24 protein-coding genes and 3 pseudogenes are annotated in these 22422 nt (G+C 64.4%); 10 read left to right on the top strand and 17 right to left on the bottom strand.

Features of this window, described 5'->3' with window-relative positions; translation table 11 throughout:
- Positions 1 to 67: 67 nt before the first annotated feature.
- From HYG77_RS01480 to dmpG, 3 genes are read left to right on the top strand one after another with little or no spacing between them, the layout of a single operon-like run.
- On the top strand, positions 68 to 898 hold the full coding sequence (locus HYG77_RS01480; protein WP_208961674.1) for a fumarylacetoacetate hydrolase family protein: 831 nt from the start codon (positions 68 to 70) through the stop codon (positions 896 to 898).
- Positions 899 to 903: 5 nt separating this feature from the next.
- Positions 904 to 1887 (top strand): acetaldehyde dehydrogenase (acetylating), encoded by a 984-nt coding sequence (locus HYG77_RS01475; protein ID WP_109329687.1) that lies wholly within the window; start codon positions 904 to 906, stop codon positions 1885 to 1887.
- Positions 1884 to 2912 (top strand): 4-hydroxy-2-oxovalerate aldolase, encoded by a 1029-nt coding sequence (dmpG, locus tag HYG77_RS01470; protein WP_208961673.1) that lies wholly within the window; start codon positions 1884 to 1886, stop codon positions 2910 to 2912. Before HYG77_RS01475 ends, dmpG begins: the two co-directional genes overlap by 4 nt.
- Before the next feature lie 190 nt (positions 2913 to 3102).
- Here the strand turns inward: dmpG and HYG77_RS01465 are convergent, their stop codons facing one another.
- The 5 genes from HYG77_RS01465 to HYG77_RS01445 all read right to left on the bottom strand — a co-directional run bounded on the left by HYG77_RS01465 (position 3103) and on the right by HYG77_RS01445 (position 6145).
- On the bottom strand, positions 3103 to 3279 hold the full coding sequence (locus HYG77_RS01465) for a hypothetical protein (protein WP_162603147.1): 177 nt from the start codon (positions 3277 to 3279) through the stop codon (positions 3103 to 3105).
- A 102-nt stretch (positions 3280 to 3381) separates the two neighbouring features.
- The gene (locus tag HYG77_RS01460) at positions 3382 to 3618 is read right to left on the bottom strand and encodes a hypothetical protein (protein WP_208961672.1); all 237 of its coding nucleotides are present in this window, start codon (positions 3616 to 3618) and stop codon (positions 3382 to 3384) included.
- Between the two features lie 219 nt (positions 3619 to 3837).
- Positions 3838 to 4548 (bottom strand): TetR/AcrR family transcriptional regulator, encoded by a 711-nt coding sequence (locus tag HYG77_RS01455; protein ID WP_208961671.1) that lies wholly within the window; start codon positions 4546 to 4548, stop codon positions 3838 to 3840.
- Positions 4549 to 4746: 198 nt separating this feature from the next.
- Positions 4747 to 5592 carry an alpha/beta hydrolase gene (locus HYG77_RS01450; RefSeq protein WP_208961670.1) on the bottom strand — a complete coding sequence of 282 codons (846 nt, stop codon included), beginning with the start codon at positions 5590 to 5592 and terminating at the stop codon, positions 4747 to 4749.
- 52 nt (positions 5593 to 5644) lie between these two features.
- The gene (locus tag HYG77_RS01445) at positions 5645 to 6145 is read right to left on the bottom strand and encodes a roadblock/LC7 domain-containing protein (protein WP_208961669.1); all 501 of its coding nucleotides are present in this window, start codon (positions 6143 to 6145) and stop codon (positions 5645 to 5647) included.
- A gap of 781 nt (positions 6146 to 6926) precedes the next feature.
- On the opposite strand from HYG77_RS01445, the gene HYG77_RS01440 reads away from it, so the two are divergent.
- Both HYG77_RS01440 and HYG77_RS01435 read left to right on the top strand, forming a co-directional pair.
- Positions 6927 to 7118, top strand: coding sequence for a hypothetical protein (locus HYG77_RS01440; protein WP_244373406.1), 192 nt, complete (start codon positions 6927 to 6929; stop codon positions 7116 to 7118).
- A gap of 267 nt (positions 7119 to 7385) precedes the next feature.
- The gene (locus tag HYG77_RS01435) at positions 7386 to 7535 is read left to right on the top strand and encodes a hypothetical protein (protein WP_162603220.1); all 150 of its coding nucleotides are present in this window, start codon (positions 7386 to 7388) and stop codon (positions 7533 to 7535) included.
- A 338-nt stretch (positions 7536 to 7873) separates the two neighbouring features.
- Here HYG77_RS01435 and HYG77_RS39385 read toward each other — a convergent pair whose 3' ends face one another.
- Complete coding sequence (locus HYG77_RS39385) at positions 7874 to 8173, bottom strand: hypothetical protein (RefSeq protein WP_244373404.1); 300 nt, start codon at positions 8171 to 8173, stop codon at positions 7874 to 7876.
- A gap of 242 nt (positions 8174 to 8415) precedes the next feature.
- Here HYG77_RS39385 and HYG77_RS39380 point away from each other — a divergent pair, with 242 nt between their 5' ends.
- From HYG77_RS39380 to HYG77_RS01410, 5 genes and pseudogenes are all read left to right on the top strand, one after another.
- Positions 8416 to 8595, top strand: coding sequence for a hypothetical protein (locus tag HYG77_RS39380; protein ID WP_244373402.1), 180 nt, complete (start codon positions 8416 to 8418; stop codon positions 8593 to 8595).
- Positions 8596 to 8715: 120 nt separating this feature from the next.
- Positions 8716 to 9034: pseudogene (locus HYG77_RS39375) on the top strand (hypothetical protein); the annotation flags it as partial.
- 264 nt (positions 9035 to 9298) lie between these two features.
- Positions 9299 to 9823 (top strand): annotated as a pseudogene (locus tag HYG77_RS01420) (chlorite dismutase family protein).
- 226 nt (positions 9824 to 10049) lie between these two features.
- Positions 10050 to 13580, top strand: coding sequence for a serine/threonine-protein kinase (locus HYG77_RS01415; RefSeq protein ID WP_208961668.1), 3531 nt, complete (start codon positions 10050 to 10052; stop codon positions 13578 to 13580).
- A 245-nt stretch (positions 13581 to 13825) separates the two neighbouring features.
- Positions 13826 to 14203, top strand: a pseudogene (locus HYG77_RS01410) (ATP-binding protein); the annotation flags it as partial.
- Between the two features lie 59 nt (positions 14204 to 14262).
- Here the strand turns inward: HYG77_RS01410 and HYG77_RS01405 are convergent.
- The 11 genes from HYG77_RS01405 to HYG77_RS01355 form a co-directional block, all read right to left on the bottom strand.
- Positions 14263 to 14478, bottom strand: coding sequence for a hypothetical protein (locus HYG77_RS01405; protein WP_162603148.1), 216 nt, complete (start codon positions 14476 to 14478; stop codon positions 14263 to 14265).
- 597 nt (positions 14479 to 15075) lie between these two features.
- The gene (locus HYG77_RS01400) at positions 15076 to 15600 is read right to left on the bottom strand and encodes a hypothetical protein (RefSeq protein ID WP_208961667.1); all 525 of its coding nucleotides are present in this window, start codon (positions 15598 to 15600) and stop codon (positions 15076 to 15078) included.
- A gap of 51 nt (positions 15601 to 15651) precedes the next feature.
- Positions 15652 to 16302: a hypothetical protein gene (locus tag HYG77_RS01395; RefSeq protein ID WP_109329700.1), complete on the bottom strand. Its 651-nt coding sequence runs from the start codon at positions 16300 to 16302 to the stop codon at positions 15652 to 15654.
- Entirely contained in the window at positions 16299 to 17009 is a 711-nt protein-coding gene (locus HYG77_RS01390; protein ID WP_109329701.1) for a hypothetical protein, read from the bottom strand. The genes HYG77_RS01395 and HYG77_RS01390 overlap by 4 nt, the downstream gene beginning before the upstream one ends.
- 55 nt (positions 17010 to 17064) lie before the next feature.
- Positions 17065 to 17598 carry a hypothetical protein gene (locus HYG77_RS01385; RefSeq protein WP_208961666.1) on the bottom strand — a complete coding sequence of 178 codons (534 nt, stop codon included), beginning with the start codon at positions 17596 to 17598 and terminating at the stop codon, positions 17065 to 17067.
- A 9-nt stretch (positions 17599 to 17607) separates the two neighbouring features.
- On the bottom strand, positions 17608 to 18135 hold the full coding sequence (locus HYG77_RS01380; RefSeq protein WP_244461409.1) for a hypothetical protein: 528 nt from the start codon (positions 18133 to 18135) through the stop codon (positions 17608 to 17610).
- A gap of 128 nt (positions 18136 to 18263) precedes the next feature.
- On the bottom strand, positions 18264 to 18716 hold the full coding sequence (locus HYG77_RS01375) for a hypothetical protein (RefSeq protein WP_109329707.1): 453 nt from the start codon (positions 18714 to 18716) through the stop codon (positions 18264 to 18266).
- Positions 18717 to 18815: 99 nt separating this feature from the next.
- Positions 18816 to 19223, bottom strand: coding sequence for a hypothetical protein (locus HYG77_RS01370; RefSeq protein WP_109329709.1), 408 nt, complete (start codon positions 19221 to 19223; stop codon positions 18816 to 18818).
- Between the two features lie 687 nt (positions 19224 to 19910).
- On the bottom strand, positions 19911 to 20321 hold the full coding sequence (locus HYG77_RS01365; protein WP_109329711.1) for a tautomerase family protein: 411 nt from the start codon (positions 20319 to 20321) through the stop codon (positions 19911 to 19913).
- Positions 20321 to 21565, bottom strand: coding sequence for a CaiB/BaiF CoA-transferase family protein (locus HYG77_RS01360; RefSeq protein ID WP_109329713.1), 1245 nt, complete (start codon positions 21563 to 21565; stop codon positions 20321 to 20323). The genes HYG77_RS01365 and HYG77_RS01360 overlap by 1 nt, the downstream gene beginning before the upstream one ends.
- 4 nt (positions 21566 to 21569) lie before the next feature.
- Positions 21570 to 22385 carry an enoyl-CoA hydratase/isomerase family protein gene (locus HYG77_RS01355; protein ID WP_204164924.1) on the bottom strand — a complete coding sequence of 272 codons (816 nt, stop codon included), beginning with the start codon at positions 22383 to 22385 and terminating at the stop codon, positions 21570 to 21572.
- Positions 22386 to 22422 lie beyond the last annotated feature (37 nt).

Raw genomic sequence — 22422 nt, 5'->3', positions numbered from 1 at the left:
GCGGACGATCACCCGGCGGCGACAGTGGAACCACAGTCCATTCCCCACGATCACATCGGGAAGTCAGATGAGCACACCTCAGGGCACCAGCCTGCCCCCCACGGCGCGAGCCTCCGCCGAGGCGGTCGCCGCGGCCGCCGAGCGGCTGAGTATCGCCGCCGCAACTTCCGCGCCGTGCCCGCCGGTCCGCGACCTGATCGGTACCGACGACACCGCAGCCGCGTACGCCGTCCAGGAACAGATCATCGCCGACCGGCTCGCCGCCGGTGCGAGTGTGGTGGGCCGCAAGATCGGCCTGACCTCGCCGGCGGTCCAGCAGCAGCTCGGTGTCGACCAACCGGACTTCGGGGTGCTGCTCGACGACATGCGCTGCGCGGAGGCCGTCCCTATCCCGCTGTCACGTCTGCTGCAGCCGAAGGTGGAGGCGGAGATCGCGTTCGTCCTCGACCACGATCTGGTGGACGGGCCACTGGACGACGCCCAGATCCGCGGCGCCGTCGACTACGCGGTGGCCGCCCTCGAGATCGTCGACAGCCGAATCACCGGGTGGGACATCACCTTCGGAGACACCGTCGCCGACAACGGGTCGAGCGGGCTGTTCGTCCTCGGCGCCGATCGTCGCACCCTCGACTCCTTCGACCCGGTCGCCGCGCAGATGCAGATGCTCATCGACGACACCGAGGTGTCGACCGGAACCGGCGCCGCCTGTCTCGGTGACCCGTTACGAGCGCTGGCCTGGCTCGCGCGCACGGCACGAGAGTTCGGCCAACCACTGCTGTCCGGCCAGGTGATCCTGTCCGGCGCCCTCGGGCCGATGGCCGTCATCGACACCGCCGGCACCGTCCGCGCCGACATCACCGGTCTCGGATCGGTCACCGCAACCTTCACCCAGGAGTGAGCACCATGAGCGAGAACACCCGTAAGGTCACCGTCGCAGTGATCGGATCCGGCAACATCGGCACCGACCTGATGATCAAGGTGATCCGCCACTCCGACGTCCTGCAGATGGGCGCGATGGTGGGCATCGACCCCGACTCCGACGGGCTCGCCCGCGCCCGCCGACTCGGCGTCCCCACCACCTCGGACGGCGTCCAGGGCCTGCTGGAGTTGCCGAACTTCGGCGAGATCGACGTGATCTTCGACGCCACCTCCGCCAAGGCACACGCCGCCAACACCGCCCTGCTCGAACCGCTCGGCAAACGGCTGATCGACCTCACCCCGGCCGCCCTCGGGCCGTTCGTGGTGCCGGCGGTCAACCTCGACGAACATCGGGACGCCACCAACGTCAACATGGTCACCTGCGGCGGTCAGGCCACTATCCCGATCGTCGCCGCCGTCTCCCGCGTGACACCGGTCGCCTACGCCGAGATCGTCGCTTCCATCGCGTCGAAGTCCGCGGGACCGGGCACCCGCGCGAACATCGACGAGTTCACCGAAACCACCTCCCACGCCATCGAAGCCGTCGGCGGCGCCGCCCGCGGCAAGGCCATCATCATCCTCAACCCGGCCGACCCGCCGCTGATCATGCGCGATACCGTCCTGTGCCTGATCTCCGCCCCCGACCCGGCCACCCACGACGCGGTGCGCGACTCGATCCAGACGATGGTCGACCACGTCGCGACCTACGTGCCCGGCTACCGACTCAAGCAACAGGTCCAGATCACCCCGGTCCCGGACGGCCAACCCGTGCACACCCTGCTCGCCTCCGGGGACACGGCGGCACCCACCCACCAGGTGACGGTGTTCCTCGAAGTCGAAGGCGCCGCCCACTACCTGCCGGCCTACGCCGGAAACCTCGACATCATGACCTCGGCCGCAGTGCGCTACGCCGAGTCCGTCGCCGACACGATCGCCGCCCCGACCGCGGCACAGGGAGCCACCCGATGACCACACAGCTGTTCATCCAAGACGTCACCCTCCGCGACGGCATGCACGCCGTCCGCCACCGCATCACCCCCGACGACGTCGGCAAGATCGTGGCCGCGCTCGACGCCGCCGGTGTCGACGGTATCGAGGTCGCCCACGGCGACGGACTCGCCGGCGGATCGCTGAACTACGGTCCCGGCAGCAACACCGACTGGGAATGGATCGAAGCCGCCGCCGCCAACCTCACCCACGCCCGGCTGACCACCCTGCTGCTGCCCGGTATCGGCACCATCGCCGAACTCGAACACGCCTACCAACTGGGCGTGCGGTCCGTGCGGGTCGCGACCCACTGCACCGAAGCCGACGTCGCCGCCCAGCACATCGGCAAAGCCCGTGAGCTCGGCATGGACGTGTCCGGCTTCCTCATGATGAGCCACATGACCACCGCACCCGAGCTCGCCGCCCAGGCCAAGCTCATGGAGTCCTACGGCGCGCACTGTGTCTACGTCACCGACTCAGGCGGCCGGTTGACCATGGACGGGGTGCGCGACCGGGTCCGCGCCTACCGGGAGGTGCTCGACGAGGCCACCGAGATCGGCATCCACGCCCACGAGAACCTGTCGCTGTCGGTCGCCAATTCCGTTGTTGCCGTGGAGGAAGGTGTCACCCGGGTCGACGCCTCGCTGGCCGGGCATGGCGCCGGCGCCGGCAACTGCCCGATCGAACCGTTCATAGCGGTCGCGGACCTGCAGGGTTGGAAGCACAACAGTGACCTGTTCGCCCTGCAGGATGCCGCTGACGACCTCGTCCGGCCGCTCCAGGACCGGCCCGTGCGCGTCGACCGGGAAACCCTCACCCTCGGCTACGCCGGCGTGTACTCGTCCTTCCTCCGGCACGCCGAGGTCGCCTCCCAGCGGTATGGCATCGACGTGCGCACCATCCTCCTCGAGGTCGGCCGCCGCGGCCTCGTCGGCGGACAGGAAGACCTCATCGTCGACATCGCCCTCGACCTGAGCTCCGCGAACACTGAAGCCGCAGTGAACTGAGCCCAGTTCGACGGGGCTTGCCCTGTCGTCTCCGCATGGGTCAAGACGCCGATTGCGTGGCCCTCGATGTACTCGCTCATGTCTGCCTGCGGTCGTCCCCAAGGGAGTCGGCGAGGAGCGGCTTAAGCAGTGGAAGCGATGCCAAAGCACGCAAAGGACGTTGCAGCGAGCCGTAACGTAGCGGTGGAGATCAGACCCCGGCGATGATCAGCTCGAACCGGGGGAACGCACACATCGGCGTAGAGTCCCGGTCCCACCAAGGCCGCGGTTCACCGCTGCTCGACCAGTCATCCGGCGTGGTCGTCTTCTCCCATTGGAAGCGGAGCCAGCCTCGGGCCCGGTCGTTGAGGGTTGTCGTGGACGTCATTGATCTCCTCGAGTCATCGTGTTCTCCCTCAGCCGGGGGGAGTGGCTCGCCGTTGCACGCCCGCACTTGCAGGAGCTTCGCCCGGGCCACCCAGGCCACTTGTCACGTCGGATCCAGCTGGTCGATTGCCGGCTCGCGAGTGATGCGGGCGGCCCAGGGGGCGTGGCGTTCGGGTTCCCGCACTTTGATCGTTGGTAGCCGCGACAGGCGGGGGCGGCGAGTGCTGCCGATTGGCACCACGGTGCGGGTGAGTGCGTGAAACCACAGCAGGCAGTACGGGGGTTGCATCCCGGCCACCTCTACTCCGTGTCGGCGCTCCTCGTGCTGGGGAAGGATCATCTTCCCGCGCCTTGACCGAGGTGACCGACCGATGGTGCCGCTGCAGTACTCCATGGCCGGTAGGTCTCCGATTGCGGTACAGCCTGATCGTGTTGCAGCACCACGAGGCGATTTCACGGCTGTGATCTCGCGGTGGCACGACGGAGTGGGAGCTGCCGCCAGTAGGGCTGCACCACGGTATCGATGGAAGGTCCACTTCGCTGTCGACAGGGCTATGTGTCACATCTGTTCTGCGGCAGTGGTTGAGGAGGCGATACCTGCGATCGAATGGCGGCCGGCGCCGAGAAGTTCCTCGGAAAGCGCTGGATCCGCGGCCCGGACGGCCCGAGCCAGTACCATGGCCCCGACCATTGAGGCGAATGCTTCGAGGGCGGGTTGACGAAAGTCGTCGATCGATGATGCGTCGCTTGTCATAGCTGAGCTAGTCGGGGCTTCGGGGTCATTCGAATCTGCGTCGTGGTTCCCCCGCGCGTTTTCGACCGGTTGGGGGCTTAATAATGCGGCGATGATCTGAAGATACGACTGGACGCCTTCTGCATAGGGTTGTTGAGCTGTTGCTGTGTGCCGGCTGATGTCCGCACCCATTGCTGGAGCGGGGCATGCTTCGCTCAGTACGTCGCGGTGGTACTCGGACAGGTAACGCTCCGCGAACCGTTCGAGTGGGCTCAGAGTCGTTGGGGTGTCGGGAGTCTGAGCTAGGAACTGTTTGATCTCGTCTAGTGTCGCCGTGAACGCAGAGCGACACGCTTCTCCGATCAGCGACTCCTTCGATTCGAAGTGGTTGTAGAAGCCGCCTCGCGTTAGTCCGACGTTATTCATGATCTGGTCGATGCCGACCTGATCTGTGCCCTGCTCACGGAACATCACGCTCGCTGTGTCCAGGATTTTTCGTCGATTCAGTTGCTTTGCTTCTTTCGAGATTCGCGGCACCCGCAATCCTCTCCCGTCTAATCCGAACAACAACATGCTGGCCGTGGGTTTAGTCTAGTGAGGTCCTGCCCACGCCAAGCGCAGCTGTGGGATCGCCCGGACCGGGGTTTTCTGCGACTCGGCGGCCACCGGGGCTCCCCGGCGGCCGCCGAGCTCTCATCACGGAGTTAGGTTTCGATCCGCCGCAGCTCGTTCACGTCACTGTTCATCGAGGAACTGCGTGGCGTGCTTGACGAACCGCTCGGGGTACTGAAAGTGGGCGCCGTGACCGGCGTCGGGGTAGAGGATCAACTGAGAGTCCGGGATGTGCTTGGCCATGTCGAGCGAGCTGGCAGTATCGATCATGATGTCGTCGATGCCGTTGACGATGAGAGTGGACTGCTTGATCGCTCCGAGGTAGTCGAAAGGCTTGTCCTTGTCGGCGCTGTCCCGGTAGGCGATCACCGCGGGCCACTGCTTCTGCGCGACCTCCGTAGAGCTTGGCGGATCGACGTCGACGGTGCGCTGGTGGCGCCGCTCCCAGAAGTCGAGTCCGGCCTTCTTGGCTTCCTCGGAGCGGCCGAAGAAGAGGTAGAGGAAGTCCGCCGCCTCCGGCACCGGATTCGCCGCCACCTTGGGCACCTTCGGGTCGCTTCCAAGGATCAGGCCTCGGGGCCCCGTTCCCAGAAGCAGAAGCTTCCGCACCAGCTCGGAGTGCCGGAGGGCGAGCTCCTGCACCTGCATCCCGCCGATCGAGAACCCGAGCGCGTCGACCTTGTCGACGCCGATCGTTCGGATGAATGCGGCGATGTCGTCGGCCATTTCCTCGATCGTTTCGCGGGGCTCACCTTCGGATCCCGCGATGCCCCGGCCGTCGAACAAGATCACCTCGCGATCCCGAGCAAAGCTATCGGTGATGATCGGGTCCCAGTGGTCCATGCCGGCACGGTAGTGCGGGATGAACAATACGGGGGTAGTTCCCTCCTTGCCCCAGCGGCGATAGGCGTACTTCAGGCCGTCGATCTCGACGAAGCGTGTGGGGGCGGTGGTATGGGTGTCAGACACGTGTTCCTCCTGCGGTGTTGGTGTGCCGGAGACTTAATAATGATGGGCAACATTAAAAATAGCAAGTGCGCCATTCGTGCGCCGTGTCGTGGAGAACGGCGACCGCGGCGGACGCCCGTGGCATTCGAGTCCCGCTGGGTGAGGGCCGTTCCCGGGCCGAAGGCCTCGAAGGTCTGGGATAGTCGACCAACACCGCCATCTCGTAACCGACTTGGCGGATGTCGCAGTCCGCCGAGGCCAGCACAGCCAGCTGCGATCCGTCACCGACGCTCGGCAACAGTAGGTATCCGCTGTGCATTTCGACGACCGACTGCAGCACCCCACCCGGTTCGAACAACTCGGACACGGCAGCCGACAGACTGGCCAGACCCGAACTGACTGCCGCCAGTTGAGTCGCCCGATCCTCGGTCAGATGTTCGCTGGCTGCCATGAGCAGCCCGTCTGCCGAGACGAGGACTGCATGGGACACGCGGGGCAGGTCGCGGGCCAAGTTCGATACCAGCCAGTCCAGCGGGGGTGTTTCATGGAACTCGTTAGTGGTGCTGCCTTTCATCGATAGGTGTCGCTGTCGATCCGGTCATCGTCACAAGGATCGACCCGATGCCTACCCGTCCCGTACGCCGCTTAGATGGGCCGTGAGATTGTCGCGATCGATTCCAGACCACGCCGCGCAGTACTGGCGCCGGCCACGCCACCGGGGACCATTCGTTCTCCTGGAACACGTTGCGGCAGGGGTGATCCGGAAACATATCGACTTGCGCCTCGGCGGCATGGCGAGCGGCCGACCACCCGGGTCGGCGGGCGAGACCCACTTCTGGCGGGGGTGTGAACTGATTGTTGCCGGGTCGGTCAGCCAATCCGAGACCATGCTCGAATAGATGGGGGTGGTGATCGTGGTCTCGTTCTCCTGCTCTCCAGGTGCAGTGCTGGGCGCTGGTGAGATGGAGCGAGCAAATCCTGTGGACCAAGTCTCGACGGGGTACTCCCGGTGCCGTTGTTGGACGGCGAGTTCTCTGCATGGGCGCCCAGACTCGTCTCTGAGGCTTTCCGCCCCTCCGGTGCGAAGCCCGGAGACAGGTACTTGTCAGAGGAGACGGCTGCGGCCGGTTCAGTGGCTGGATCTCCCCGCAGCGTCAGTGGCAGTGGCAGTGGCAGTGGTAGTGACGGGACTTCTGTGGGTTCGCGGCGGGTAATGGCGGCGGCCGGGCGAGGGTATTCGCGGCGGTCGCTGCAGGCCGTGAGGGGAGGTCGGTGTCGACTCGGGACACGAGAAGCCGCGCCGGGATACCGATGGTAGCGGTGACTCCGAACTCGACGACATCGAGGCCGCGACCGTGCTGGCCGCCCTGGTGGAAACCACCGGCGGGCGCTGGCCCACCCGCCCGTCACGCACCACCCGGCTCCTGGTCCGCCTGGACATCGCCGGCCACCATCCCCACATGGCCGAGGTCATCCACACACTGGCCACTGACCCGTGCTGGCCGCCACGCGCCCGCGAGATCGCGACGACCTCGGCCGACTGGTAGCGCCGAGGAGCTGTTGGTTCCTGCGAGCGGGTCGGGCTCGGTACGGTGCTGGGATGTCGCAGAACGGTGCTGATCCGAAGGACGATCCCGACTATCTGACATTGCCGAAAGCGGGGAAGAAGTGTGGCGTCGGGGTTTCGGTGTTGCAAGAGCTCATCCGGGCACGCACGCTCGTCGACGGGGTTGTTCGCACGAAGCTTGGCCACGCGTACCTGCATCGTGATCACGTGCCGAGTTGGTCCGAGGTGGAGTCCACCCTCGCCCCAGGTGTATCAGCAGCAGCTCGGCCGCGTCGAGAAAGCGATGGGAGCTTTCGAGGCGGAGGTGGAGGCGGTGCGCTTCGACCTCAACGAGGCGCAAGCCGATCCGAATGCGGCGCTCGGAGAAGATCTGCGCTCGGTGGGCGTCCATGCATAGAGCTCCAGCGGGAAGACGTTGTGCGGGGCATTGAGCAAATTGATCTGGAAGTGTTGGCGCTTTCCGCTGTAAGGGGCCACCTCGACGACGTCCGTCGCCCGAAATGACCGCAGGACTTGACCGAAGATGCGGATGATGTGCGTGTGTCAGGTCTCCGAGGGCGGTCAGCGTCGTGGGAGGCGCTCGGCGCATCCACACCGTGACTGACCTCTCGCGGAGCTGCGGTGGCAGTGGCCGGCGACGAGAGCAACGCGATGACACAGGCACTACCCGCACCGGCGCAGGCCAGCGAGCGCGTGAATATCGTCATGGTGAGACGATCCTTTCCGTTCGGGTGTCTACATCATGCGCGGCGACGTCCCTGGTTGTGCGCAGCCGGTCGTTGACCGAGGAATCGGTTGGCAGTGACCATAAGAGTTCACCGATACACAATTGTCGAGTGCTGCCTGGTCGGGGACTCGGGCGTCGTCGGCGATATCGAGCATGACCATGACCCCGGCCGGCCCGATGCCGGATCCGCGCATGTATGTGGTGAGGACGTCGGACACGAGACGGTCGGGCACGATCCGGCCGCTCGCGTTCAACAGCGGGATGGATCCAGACAGCAGGTCGTCGGCTTTCCTTCTGGTGATTCTCATCCGAAATATGCTGCCGAATAGTGTTATTCATTCCTAGGCGAGCTGTGCAGAACAGGGGTCGCCGGATGTGTGGCGGTGGAAGATGTCACAACCCACTGCAAGGCTCAGGTCAAGGCGTCCGACTCGCCTTGGCGGAGGCGGGGCCTCCGCGTCGGTGGGGGTTCCTTTTCTTTGCGCGAACAGGGCCTGCTGCTCCCGCTAGTCGGTAAACATTTCGGACACGCTCCGGCGCAAATTACAAGATGGAACTAGCGGTAATCGGCCGCGAAGACCTCACGGTGCACATCGAATGGAACCAGGGCGAGATCATCTCCTGGACCCCGGGCAAGTTCGACGAGGACGATCGGTGGATCGTCCTCAACAGTGACTCGCTGCGTGGCAGCGGGCCGCCGACGGTGTCGAGGAAGGTGGAAAACGCCTGATGGCAGGCGAACTCACGTTCGTCAAGGGCCCGATGACCGCGGCAATCGAAAACGCCGGAGCCCTCAACAACTTCCTGCGGTCCGGGGGTCGTGTACCGACCGAATGGGCAGTCTGACACTCGCAAATTCAACCGACCGGACGCGGTGTTCAGCACGGACACCAACGCCGCCGCGACCATTGTCTTTCGCCGCGATCACGCCACCGTCTGCAACGACATCGTGAACGACCCGCCGTCGTCGTGTGGGCGACCGTTGGACAGATTCTCGACGTCTCCCAACTGGAAATGAAGGCAGGCGGGCTACTGCCTGTCGGCTTCTTCACCCGGCGTCGAGTAGGGGTAGTACGCGACATCGTGACCACAAGCTGATCGTCAAGGGCCTGCTGACCCGTCCGATGACCGCACTGCGGATGATCGCCATGCTGTCCGTGGCGAGCTGATCGATCTCCCCTTCACCCGGAGGAACGATGCCCGTATCCGCCTTCGTGCACCGCTGGATCGCGATCGACCGCGGCGGTGCCCGTCCCCAGTCCGGAGTTCCATGAGCCTCCTGTCGCGTCCGGACTTTGACGCGCTCAACTCTCAAATCCGCTACCTCATGTTCTCGGTGTTCCAGGTGGAACCCGGTGTCCTCGGAGACGACCGAGAAGCGGTGATCAAAACAGGCACTGCTCTTCGTCGAAGGTCAGGCCGACAAGGGCGTCATGGTCCGCGGCCTCCACGACGTCGCCGGACTGCGCGCCGACGCCGACTTCATGATCTGGACGCACTCGGCGAGCATCGAAGCCCTCCAGGCCATCTACGCCGACTTCCGCCGCATCACCGCCCTGGGCCGCGCAAGCAAGCCCGTGTGGAGCAACGTCGCGTGCCACCGGCCCGCCGAATTCAACTAGAGCCACATCCCGGCGTTCCTGGCCGGCGAGGACCCGGGCAACTACATCTGCGTCTACCCGTTCGTCCGCTCCTACGAGTGGTACCTGCTGCCCGTCGACGAGCGGCGCAAGATGCTCGCCGACCACGGATGGCGGCCCGCACCTACAAGGACGTCCGCGCCAACACCGTGCCCGCGTTCGCGCTCGGCGACTACGAGTGGATCCTGGTGTTCGAAGCGCCGGAGCTGTACCCCATCGTCGACCTCATACGTGATCTGCGCGCCACCGAGGCACGCCTGCACGTCCGCGAAGAGGTGCCGTTCTTCACCGGCCCGCGGGTGGACGTGGAGACCTTGATCGCTTCGCTCCCGTGACGACACCGCGGCACCGCGTTCACGCGGTTCGAACTTCGGTCCACCTGGTGTTCCCGGCGAGTAGGCTCATCGGCAAGGGAGTCGAGACACGACCGGCTCGGAGTCCGTCGCCGCACGGCGGCGCGTGACGAGCGGGCTGTGCACGGATCGTGGCGGCGCAGTATGGACCAGATACACGAAAAACCTCGCCCACCGAGGGCGTGCTACCCATGACGGACAACGACGGTCCCGGGCCTGGCCACGGACTGATCCCCGCCCTGATCGCGGAACTCGAAGCTGACGGTTTCGAGGAGATCAGCGAGATCGGGCACGGCGGATTCGGTATGGTCTTCCGGTGCCGAGAACCGTCCTTGGACCGAACAGTGGCAGTGAAGGTGCTGAACTCCACCTTCGACGAGGACGGTTACGCCCGGTTTCTGCGCGAGCAGCGTGCGATGGGGCAGCTCTCGGGTCATCCGAACATTGTCAACGTGCTCCGGATCGGGGCTACCGCCAGCGGCAGGCAATTCCTCGTCATGCAGTACCACGCGCGCGGATCCCTGGACGCGGTGCTTCGTCGCAGTGGCCAGCTCGAGTGGAGTGCCGCTGTCCGAATCGGGGTGAAGCTCGCCGGAGCCCTCGAAACCGCACATCGTGCGGGAATCCTTCACCGTGATATCAAACCCGGCAACGTACTGCTGACCAGCTATGGCGAGCCGCAGCTGTCGGATTTCGGGATCGCACGGATCGCAGGCGGATTCGAGACCGACACCGGCACCATCACCGGGTCGCCGGCCTTCACGGCACCGGAGGTCCTTGCCGGTGATCCCCCAACCATTGCCTCCGACGTCTACGGGCTCGGAGCTACGTTGTTCTGTCTGCTCACCGGGCACGCTGCGTTCGAACGCCGCTCCGGTGAGCAAATCGTCGCCCAATTCTTGCGGATCGCGGCAGAGGCGGTTCCGCGTTTGCCGTCAGACGGCATCCCCGCTGATGTCCGCGCCGCAGTCGAAGCCGCGATGGCACGCGATCCCGGCCGGCGCCCGGCAACGGCAGCCGAGTTCGGGCATCAGCTACGGGCGGTCGAACGCAGCCACGGCCTGCCCGCGGACGAGATGGCGTTACCGCAGGGTTTGCACTCGGACGCGCCGGATCCCCCTCGGCCGAGCGATACCGGAACGGTCACTTACGCCCTGACCGAACACGGTCAGCCCGCTGATGGGGGCGAACCACCGCCGCAGCCTCCCAGTGCCTCCACCAAGTATCGGCCACCCACGCCGTCCCGCGCCCTCGTGGTGCGCGGCCGGCTCGCCGAGCGCTTACACGATGCCGGCCGCCGCCGGCTGATCTTGATTCACGCCCCAGCGGGTTTCGGCAAGAGCACCCTGGCAGCGCAGTGGCGCAGCATCCTCGCCGACGACGGTGTCGCGGTGGCCTGGCTGAGTATCGACGCCGACGACAACAACGTCGTGTGGTTCCTGTCCCACCTCATCGAGGCGATTCGTGTCGTCCGACCCGACCTGGCGGCCGAACTCGGGCAGATCCTCGAAGACCACGGCGACGAGGCCGACCGGTTCGTCCTGACGGCGCTGATCAACGAGATCCACACCAGCCGCGATCCGCTGACCGTCGTCGTCGACGACTGGCACCTGGTCAAGGATTCCGCCACCATCGCCGCGATGAGCTTTCTCCTCGACCACGGTTGCCATCACCTCCAAGTGGTGGTCACCACCCGCAGCCAGTCCGGCCTCCCGCTCGGCCGGCTGCGGGTCCGGGACGAACTGGTCGAGATCGACTCCACAGCCCTGCGGTTCGACGAGGAGGAATCGCGGCAGTTCCTGGTCGACGTCGGCGGACTGGCCCTCGATCGGCCAGCAATTGCTGCCCTGCGGGACTCCACCGAGGGCTGGGTCGCCGCCCTGCAACTGGCCACCCTGTCCTTGCGCGGACGCGACGATCCGGCGGAGTTCATCGCGAACCTGTCCGGACGTCACCGAGGGATCGCGGGCTATCTCGCCGAGAACGTCCTGAGCGCGCTCGAGCCGGAGATCCTCGACTTCATGCTGGCCACGTCGGTCACCGAACGCCTCTGTGCCGACCTCGCCGAAACCCTGGCCGGCGTTGCCGACGGCCAGGGTCTGCTCGAGCAGATCGAGGAACGCGATTTGTTCCTGCGCGCCCTCGACGAGGACCGCGAGTGGTTCCGGTACCACCACCTCTTCGCGGACTTCCTCCGTCGCCGACTGCAACGCGATCAGCCGGCGAGAACCGCTGAACTGCATCGCATCGCGTCACGCTGGTTCGTAACGCACGAGTTCCTCAGCGAGGCCGTCGACCAGTCGCTCGCTGCGGGAGACCCGGACCAGGCGGCCGAACTCGTCGATTCTCGCGGATTCGCCTTGATTGAACGATCCCAGATGGCGACGGTTCTCGGGTTGATCGGCAAACTGCCCCCTGATCAGATCGAGCGCCGTCCGCATCTGCAGATCGCCGCGGCGTGGGCGCACATCCTGCTCCACCATCGTCCGACCATCGTCGACAGCGCCCTCGACTCCGTTCGGATCGGGCTGGCTGCTCTGCCCGAGTCGGGCAATGCCACCGCGGCCCTGCGTGCCGAAGCATCGCTCGTCCAGGCCGCGGCGGACCTGTTCCGGGACCGCATTGATGATCTCACCGAGTTGATCTCGGACTGCCTGGCACGAGAGAAGACTATGCGGCCTTTCGCGTTGGCGGGCTCGGCGAACGTCGCCTCCTACGAGGCCATTTATCGCTTCGACTTCGAGGCCGCCAAGCGCTGGCAGGAGTGGGCCGCCCCCTTCCACGCGCGCACGTTGGGCCCCTTCAGTGCGATCTACGGATACTGCTTGTCCGGGCTGGCCGAGAGCGAACTGCTGAACGTCCAGGAGGCCGAAGGCTATTACCGCAAAGCCTATGATCTCGCCAGGCGGTCGGGAGGACACCGTTCCTACACCACCCGGCTCGCCGGGACGATGCTCGGCGAATCGCTCTACGAGCAAGGTCACCTCGACGACGCCGAACGTCTTCTCGACGAATGCTCCGAACTCGGATCCGAGGGCGGCGTCATCGATTTCATGCTTGCCACATACGGCACCGGCTCCCGGATCAAGGCCCTTCGCGGCGATATCGTCGCGGCCGCACGTCGCCTGGACGAGGGGACCCAGATCGCCACCGCGCTGTCACTGCCGCGTCTGGCCGCCCGGATCGAGAACGAACGCACGCGATGGCAGATCGCCCCGGGACAGTATCCGCCGGCGATGGCGGCGGTCCGTGACCCGTCCGACGCCACGACGCCAACCTCTCACCCCATCAACGGTGTCACCGAGGTGACCGCGGAACTCAATGAAGACTCCGCCATTCGCCGGCTCCTGACAAGCGGAGATCCCGGCGACGCCGCGCTCGCGCACAGGCGGGCCGAGAAGCTGCTGGCCAGGGCCACCTCGTTGCACCGCCCACGGGCCACACTCCGCGCGAGCCTGCTGCACGTCGTCACCACCCGTCGAGTGCAGGGAGAACACGCCGCGCTGGACGCCCTGGTCCCCCTCGTCACGCAGTGCTCCCACCTCGGGCTGCTCCGGCCGCTATGCGATGAGGGACCGACACTGACCCAGCTCGTAGCCACCCTGGCCGAACTACGAGAGGCCCGGCAATGGGAACCCGGATGGCCTGCAGTTCCGACAACATTCCTTCGTGCGGTGCTGGCCTCCAACGCCGAGACCTCCCCGCCGCCGACACCCGCTTGACCACCGACCGCTCGGCCGGGCGTCCATCGGGCGCCGCGTGACGGCAGCCGGATCATCCGTCGGCGCATCACCGGGCACTGAGTGATCTCACCGTATCGGACAGTCCAAACCCCCAGCGCTGACGCGACATACACCGCGGTCAAGTCGCCGCCGATGTTCGTTGCGCCGAGGGGATCACTCCTTGGGACTGCCCCCACCCTGGTTGACACACGGGGTGTGCAGTTTCAGGCCGCGGTGTGCGGGGTGACCTCGCCGCCCGCTGTCATCGGGTCGCGATCGAGGGCCGGTGGGCGACGACGATGCGGTTCTTCGCCGGCCCCACCCTGCTGGTCGTCGATGAACTGGGCTATCTCCCGTTGCCGGGCGAGGCGGCGTCGGCGCTGTTTCAGGTTGTCATGCAACGGTATTTGAAGTCCTCGATCATCATGACGACAAACCGCAGTGTCGGTGAGCGGGGTCAGGTCCTCGGTGACACCACCGTCGCCGCGGCCATGCTCGACCGGCTACTGCACCGGTCCGTGGTGCTCAATCTGGACGGGGACTCCTACCGCCTTCGTGATCATCACGCCCGCTCCGAAAACCTTCACAAAGCCACCACCACACCCCGCCAACCGCTACAGTAATCACCGCTCACAGGTGGGCACTTTCACCAAGCATGTCTGAGCACTTTCGCCGAGCGTCATCAGTCCAGGCTGACAAGGTGGGGGAGCAGCTGTACGCAGCCAGCCATCGCGGAGAATCCAGTCGCATCGCGCAGCGCCGAGTGCACTCGCAGCCCGCCCAACGTGACCGCGACGGCGAGCGCAACTGCCAGCACCACCGTGATCTTCCACAGCAAAGGCCAACCCGGGATCCGCGACCAGCTCCGCCTCTGCTGGGACGTGTGTTCACCGTGCATCGCGAACGCGGACTCCTTGAGTACGGGGGGTGCCTGCGAATGTCGAACCCGATGATCGACCCTTTTGGTTTACTGAGCGACCGTGACCCGGGTGCGCCCTCATACTCCGGATCCTCTGCTCGATCTCGGTGTAGATTCGGTTTTGGATCGGTGCGCCCAGGTCGGAGGCGGATATGCAGCAGCAAGCGAGCGCGAGAGTTCGGTGCTGATCTGACCGTCCTTTACCAGCTGCCGCAATCGTTCGAAGAAGCGGGCACGTGTCATCCCGAACAGCACGAAGGTGTCCTCGGCCGGCGCTCCACCAAATGGTGCCCACTTCAGCGCGAACTCGACGAAGTCCTCAGCCTCCGTCGTGAGTTGGGTTTGTCCCTGGCCGCGAAGCCACGCCGCGCGCAGGCGATCGCGGCCCCGTCGGTACCGACGGGGCCGTTGGTCGTGGTCGGCTGTCACGTCCCGTGTACCCGCGGGTTCGTGACGCCCCGCGGATGTCGGTTGTGGTCCTTCGGTGCTTCTGTACGAGACTGTGGTCATCGTAGGCTCCTTTTCGTCCCGGGACGGAGGGTCGTCGAGGAGGATGGGGTGCGCATCGGCTTGTAATCAATTGCCGATGACCGGCAGGAGCAGGGAGATCCGCAACTTCGAGTCGATGGTCTGGCTCAACGCGAGGGTCTGGTCCAGCAATGGGCCGAGGGCGCGCGCTTTGGTGTCGGCGTCGACGAGGGTTTCCGCGACGGACGCTGCAGGGGTCGCTGCCGCATTCGCCTGTTCCGTGGCGGACTGGCCGGCGGCGACAATGCCTTGCAACGGAGCATCGGCCGATTGCAGTGCGGTGGACAGGGCCTGCAGTTGCTCGCCAAGTGATCCCAGGGTGATATCCGCGCGGGTAAGGGAATCGATCACCCCCACTACCTGCGGCATGCCCCGATGGATAGCGTCGTTCGCTGGTGGCAACTGCGCAGCACCGTCTAACGCCTTATCGGTGGTTTGATCGACGGTTCTCGCCTGCGCGACACCGTCTTTGAAGATGTCATTGGAGACACTCAAGTCTCGTGTGACGATCAAGATGCCCACTAACATGGCAATGGTGAAGCCCAGGGCGATCGCCCAGGAAAGCCGAAACATAGCGGTGTCCTTTCGCTCGCTCAGCGAGCGATATTCCGAAGAAGGCGAGTTTCACGGGGTCGGGGTGGGTGCGGGAACTCCCAAGGGCGGAAGATTCAGTGAATTGACCGGCGGGCCGATAACAGCGAGCAGGGGGCCGAATTCCTGGACGTGCCTGGCCTCTTCCTCGATGTTCGCCAAGCTTTCTGCGATCGCCGAACCGCGGGGGCCGAGTTCGCTGAGGGTTCCCTGGATGGTGGTCAGATTCTGTTCGATGGACTCGAGTTGGGTGGTCACCGATCCGACTGCTGTGGCTAGTCCTGCGACGGTCGGGCTGGCTTCGTTCGCTCGGCCGGTGACTGTGGCGAGCAAATCGGGCAACGGTGCCGCGATCGTGCTGACGTCCTTGGTGGAGGAATTCACGCTGGTGGTCTGGCCGGGTAGTTCCCCGGCCTTGTTGGTCAGGCCCTCCAGATCGTTCGCCAGAGGAGTCAGGGCCTGGATGTCGACGGCGAGTTGCGCGTGCTTGGGCACGAAGATGGAGGCCAGCTCCTCGAGTTGTCCGGCCGAGGTGATCAGTTCCTGGCTCAACGCCGACGGCCGCCCCAACGGGTCACTCACGTCGTCCGGGCCGGGTACGAATCCGTTGAGGAGGCAGAGGGCTAGTGCGGGACCGATCCCGAGAACCATTACGACGGCGATCCATCGTTTCTTCGAAATCATCGCTGTCCTTCGGTGGGGGCGGGAATGATTGCCCCGGTCTCGGGAACCAACGCGAGCTTGTTCGTGGTGCGCGTCAGTTCGTCGTTGAGTTGGTTGACCAGCTCGATCGCATGGGTCAGTTCGCTGTCGACCGTCGTCACCGTTGTATCGGCGTTGGACGAGACTTCGTGCAAGGACGCGGCCGAACCCTGCAGACTGGTGGCGACCGTCTGGAGCTGCTGCGCGATCTGAGTGTCACCCTGGCCGGCGGCCACCAGCGCCTGCGCGTCCGGAAGTAGCGCCGCCAGATGGTCGACATCCGCTGCGGCAGTGAGGTTGAGTTGAGCCAGAATGCCGGCTAGTTCATCGAGCTGCTTGCGGGCGGTCGCGGGCGCGGTCAGGTCGGTGCGCTGGGCGAAGAAGTCATTGGTGAGCCGAAAATTGTCCACTGTCGTGCGAGCGCTGTCCTGCACCTGCAGACCCTTGTGGATGGTGGCCATCACCATCGCAAACAGCGCTACGGCCAGCACGGCGGCGAGACGGCCGAGCCACTCGGTGGCCACCGCGAATCCGGAGGAACCCGGAACCATCGCGGCGGGTACATCCACCCGCCGCCGCAGTTTCCTCTTCCGCATCGGCAGCGCCGACACGGGCCCATCGAATCGTTGAGCGCCGGGCGACCCGCGGTCCGGGAGTCCCTCTGGCGAAGCGTCAGAGCCCTGGTTCATGAATTATATCCAGTCGAGAGAAGGGACGGAGAGATCGAAGGCGTTGCGCGGCGACCTAACCGGGTAGCGGGAGCATCTGGTTGATCGTCTGCACAGACGCCACCGAACTCCGAAGGTCCGCAACCAACGCTTGGATTACCGTGAGGAGCTGATTGCCTTGCTCGCCGAACGCCTGAGCGGAGGTCACCAGCGGCAGTACGGTGTTCTGAACCTCTCCGAGAATCCCTTGGATGTTGGTGAGTTGCTCGTTGGTCATCTGCGCACCGGAGGTGTTGCTCGAGAGCATCTGGGCAGCGGGGCTGATGGCCTCGTCCAGTTTCGTCAGCAGCGGACCCAGCGCCGATGTGGCATCGAGGGCTCCACGCGCGGTGTTCGTCAGCTCTGTCATCTGGCGGAGTTCACTGGTGAGCTTGTCGTTGACACTGACGATGTCCTCGGACGCAGCAATGCTGGTCAGATTCGCTCGCTGCTGGTTGTCGAGGCGATTGTTGAGATTGAAGATTACAAAGGCGAGCAGGCCCAGCACACCGACCGCCACGATCGACAGGACCATGCGGGCGGGACCGCCACGTCGTCCGAAGAAAACCACGAATGTTCCCTACTTTCCGGACAAATCGTTTGCCGACTCTTCCGCGGAGAGGCGAGCGTTATGAACTTTGTCCGCGGTCGAGCGCGCGTCGGCAAGGATCGCGTCCATGGCGGCGGTGTTGCCGTCCAGCGCAGCGGTGGCGCCGTCGATCGGCAACTGCAACGAGTTGACGTGCGCGGTAAGCGTGTCCAGCGACGTCACGAGATCGGTGACATTGGCGCCGGCGTGTTCAAGGGTGGCCTGAAGATCACCGGTGATGTGGCCGGTCAACGTCGTCAGTTCCGCACTGACGGCTGTGTCAGTGGCGTGCACGCTCGCCAGAGCGGCCTCCATCTTGTCCAGAGCGGTGAACGCCGACAGCGTGACCTGCTCGTGCTCGACCAGTTCAGTGAGCGCCGGGTTGTACTTGTTTGCCGAGACCACCGCCTGATCGAGGCGGTACGGCGTCGCGGTCAGGTTGTAGACACGGGGTGCGAGGTAGAACGCACCGAGCGGAATCAAGGCCGCCACCAACACCGCACGCCCTATGTTCGTCATACGCGAGGCCTGCGCCGACTGCTCGACTACCGCATCCTGTTCGTCCGGCACAGGCCAATCGTATTGATCGGTGAGTGAATCGCCGCCACCAGGCTCGGTCCTGTGGCGGTTGCGTCCAGGCAGGGTCATTAGTCGGCCGCCGAGACCAGCGCGATTGTGCGCAGTGCTGTTACCGTGTGGGTCAAGAGCCCTTTGATGACGAGCCTGCGAGTAGCGATCTCCTTGAGCACCCTGATGCCGCGATTGGTGAAGAAGCCCACCGGAATCAAGCCGCCCGCCTTCATCGGCAGCTGCGAGACTTCGAGAAGCTGGTCGACGGTTGCATACACGGTCACGCTCGGCCGGCCGACGACATCGTTGTACACCACTGCCTTGTCGGTACCCAACACGATGGTGCATGCTTCCTCGGTGTCGGTGCTGACGATGGTGATCGGCCGGGAAACCTTACGTGCGAATTTCGCTCGGTCGGGGAAGTTTTCGAAGTTCTGACCGAGTAGCGTTCCTACGATGGTGGCGACGCCGTTCGCCTCCGGCCCGTCGAAAAAGGTGACGGGATACGCCGTGGGTTTGGCAGTTGTCATGGGTGGGTGCCTTTCAGGGTAGAGGGACGGTGCTCTACTTGTGTGCTGGACTCCCCTTGTTGTGGCAGCGGTGCCCGCATTGAAGTGATGCCGGACGGATCACACGTTCCAGTCTGTGTCGATCTGTCCCCAAGACCGGAGGAAGCTGTTGAGGGCGTCGGCGTTCGAGATCGCGGCGGCGAGAGGTCCCTTCACCAGCTTCAACCGCCCAGCCATCAGGAGCTTCTTGCCCTCCGAGACGCCGTCGGCACACTCGCGCCAGGTGGGGAGAGCTGCACCTACGATCAACCACAGGTCCTCGTCGTAGGACTCGGCGGGGGTCCAGGAAACAATCTGTCCCGCTTTCCATTCCACATGGGTGATCAGGTCATCGCGGTCGAGTGTGCTGAGAGCCATCCGGTTAGTGAATGACGCGGGATCGTGGAAACCCCGCTGCATCTCTTCATTTGCGTTCACCACTGCCTTGGCAGCGTCGCACCATTCCTGTGAGAAGAACGAGAGACTCATCTGATAACTCCTTGGTCGTTTCAGTGGATGTGAGCGGAAGTAGGGAATGCGGACCTGTCGTCGACCTTGCTGGTACGGCGATCGATGTTTTTCGGACTGTTCGATCAGGTTGTTGCAGGGCAGCGGGGACGGCAGCATCCGGCGTACGTGCGCAAAAAGTTTTGCCGCCGCAGTAGGCGACGTTTCAAGTGGTCCCTGTGGTTTCCATCTTGGTGAATGCGATCACAACCAATCGCCTGTTGTGATGCAACGCACGCTACCGGTGCTGAATTTAGATTGTCAACACTAGCTTCAACCGTCCAGCCATCAGGAGCTTCTTGCCCTCCGAGACGCCGTCGGTACACTCGCGCCAGGTGGGGAGAGCTGCACCCTTTTGTGCGAATAATGGCGGGACATAGGGTTTTTCGTGTTTTCACCATCGCCACGTCTGCCACCGATGCGTGTCACCGACCCTCCGGCCCGGCGCTGGCCACCTGCGGTGTCCCCTGATCGGAGCTCCGCTGCGCTCCGCTCTGTGGAAGAACACCGTTCTTTTTCACTCCCTTGAGGTGGCTGAACATGTCGTTGTCGTTCCACCGCGCCACAACCGGCCAGTGAGCCCGGAAAGTCGTTCGCCGTGGGGTTGTTCTCGCTGCCGCCACCCGTGGGTAGTCCCATTTCAGGGGAAAACCGCCGTACCGGCCTTTGTTAGGCATGAGTTGTGGGAGGTAACCCCAAGCTTGCCTGGTCGAACGGATGGCCGTTCGACACGGAGAAATCTGTCGGTTGGACGTTGTTGACGATCACGAAGACATCGTTGCGCGCGACGGCACCGTGTCGCTCGACATTGTCGGCGATGAGCGAGTACAGCTTTCGCTTCGTCAACGCCGACCGATCCCTGCCGCCGGTGACACGTACCAGCAAGAACTTCTCGCTCCTGAGTCCCATGAAGTGCGCGTCGAATACAAATTCGTGCGGCTCCAGTTGGTGCACAATCTGGAAGCGGTCGCCTCTCGGCACCTCGTACGCCTCAACCAACGCGTCATGCAGAGTGTCCGTGATCATTTGTATCTCCGCCGGCGTACGGCCTCGACGCATGAAGATCTCGACAACGGGCATTACGACTCCCCTGGGCCTTCGGCGGTAGCCGCGGCTTCCGATGCCACTATTGCCCCTGTCCGGGCCATCTCGGCAATATCCTCCCGGCTGAAGCCCAGTTCGGTCAAAATCTCGGTGTTGTTCTCACCTTGACGTGGCACGAACTGATCTTCTATCAGTTCGGCCGAGTCCGCGAAATGCCACGGTCGACCGGGAATGCGGTACTTCGTCCCGGAACTCGCCGACACAGTGCGGACCGCGCCCCACGCGCTCGACCAGTCACTCTCGGCGAATTCGCGCACAGTACGCACTTGACCGGTGGCCACCTTCGCCTCGTCCATCTGCGCGTCCAGCGTCGCCATGTCACTGAAGGTGAGAATCCAGTCCTGAATGATCTGTTTCAGTGCATCCATGTTCTGCAACCGGAGTTCCGGCGTAAGGAAGCGAGGATCATCGGCCAGGTCGCCGCGTCGCATCGCCGCCAGGTAGAACGGGAACGACATGCTTCCGACCAGGCTCATGGGGCTGACGAAACGCTCACCACCCGGGCCGATCAGATCAGGTCCGTCGACTGCACCAAGGATTGGTCTCTCTTCCCCCAAATCGTCGTCGGCGAGCTCGACGTGCACTCGCTCGTTGATGGACATCATCACTGCTGCCATGGCGACATCGACGTACTGGCCCCGGCCGGTTCGCTCCCGCTGAGTAAGGCACGCCAGGATGGCGATCGCGGCATGCAGGCCTGAATACACGTCGGCATGGGACAACGAGTCGCTACGCAACCCGTCGTGGCCGAAGTGTGCTGCCGTAGTGGCGGTCAGTCCCGTTTCGGCTTGCACCGTCGGCGCGTACGCCATCCTGGATCGCTCCGGACCGTGTTGGCCGTATCCACTGATCGAGGCGTAGACAACACGCGGGTTGCGGGCAGAGACCGACTCGTAGTCGAGACCGAAAGCCGCCAGCGCACCCGGACGAAAGTTCTCGACGATGACGTCGGCTTCGTCGCACAGGCGAAGCGCTATTTCCCTGGCACCAGGAACGGTCAGATCGACGCTGAGATTGCGCTTTCCGGCGTTCTGCTGAGCGTAGTAACCCGACACGCTGCCGTCATTCGGAAAGGCGCGCCGCGAAAGGTCGCCGCCCGGGGGTTCCAGCTTGACCACATCGGCACCGAGGTCGAGCAACGTCTTGCCGCAGTGGGGCCCGGCGAGCACGCGTGAGAAGTCGACGACCTTGATACCCGCGAGCGGAAGATTCGATGTCATCGCCTCAGGCCCCCTCGAACTGGGCCACGCCGATGCCGTTCTCACGGTAGGACTTGACGCCGGTGCGGAAATCAGCGGAACGCAACACCGCCTGCTGGATTTCGATCATCGCCTCATCGGCTGCAGCGACGCCCTGGTCCACTGCGACGGACACCAGCCTCTTGGATGCCGCATGGGCCACGGTAGGTCCATGTGCCAGCTCCTGAGCGATCACCATCGTCGCAGCGTCCAGCTTCTCGTCTTCCACAGTCCAGTTGACGATATTCCACCGTTCCAAGGTGCTGGCGGGGTAGCGACGGCCCAACAAGACCATTTCTTTGGCGCGCGCGGCACCCGCTCGGTGCGTCAATCTCTGGATTGCGCCCATCAGTGGTTGCAGTCCGACAGTGACTTCCACCGAACCGATTTTCGCGGATTCTGCCGCAACGATCAGGTCGCATGCCAAGGCGAGTTCGAAGCCACCACCGACGCACACGCCGTTGACGCTTGCCACGATGGGCGCGGGGAATTCGGTGAAGGCCTTCAAAGTCTGCACGAATCCCCAGTCGAGGTAATCGGCCTGATCCATTTCCGCCAGCATGTCGTCGAGGTTCGCGCCGGCCGAGAAGTGCCGCAACGAGCTTCGTAGCACTACTGCGCGCGCGCGTTGCTCCCGTGCCCAGTCCAACGTTGCCATCAGCTCATCGTTCAGGGCCCGATCCATCAGGTTGTACGGGGCCAACCCCAAGGTCACAACGGCAACCGCCCCATCCATCGATGCGTGGATCGCTCGACTCGAGTGCTGTGTTTCCGTCTCGATGCTCTCTTGTGTTGCTGACATAGTTACAAAATCCGTCCGTGAGTGGTTGTCGTTGTCG

This window comes from Rhodococcus sp. ZPP, from assembly GCF_017656075.1.
Lineage (GTDB): Bacteria > Actinomycetota > Actinomycetes > Mycobacteriales > Mycobacteriaceae > Rhodococcus_F > Rhodococcus_F oxybenzonivorans.
Note: the sequence above shows the minus strand (reverse complement) of the source record. Positions and strands in the feature narration are given on the sequence as shown.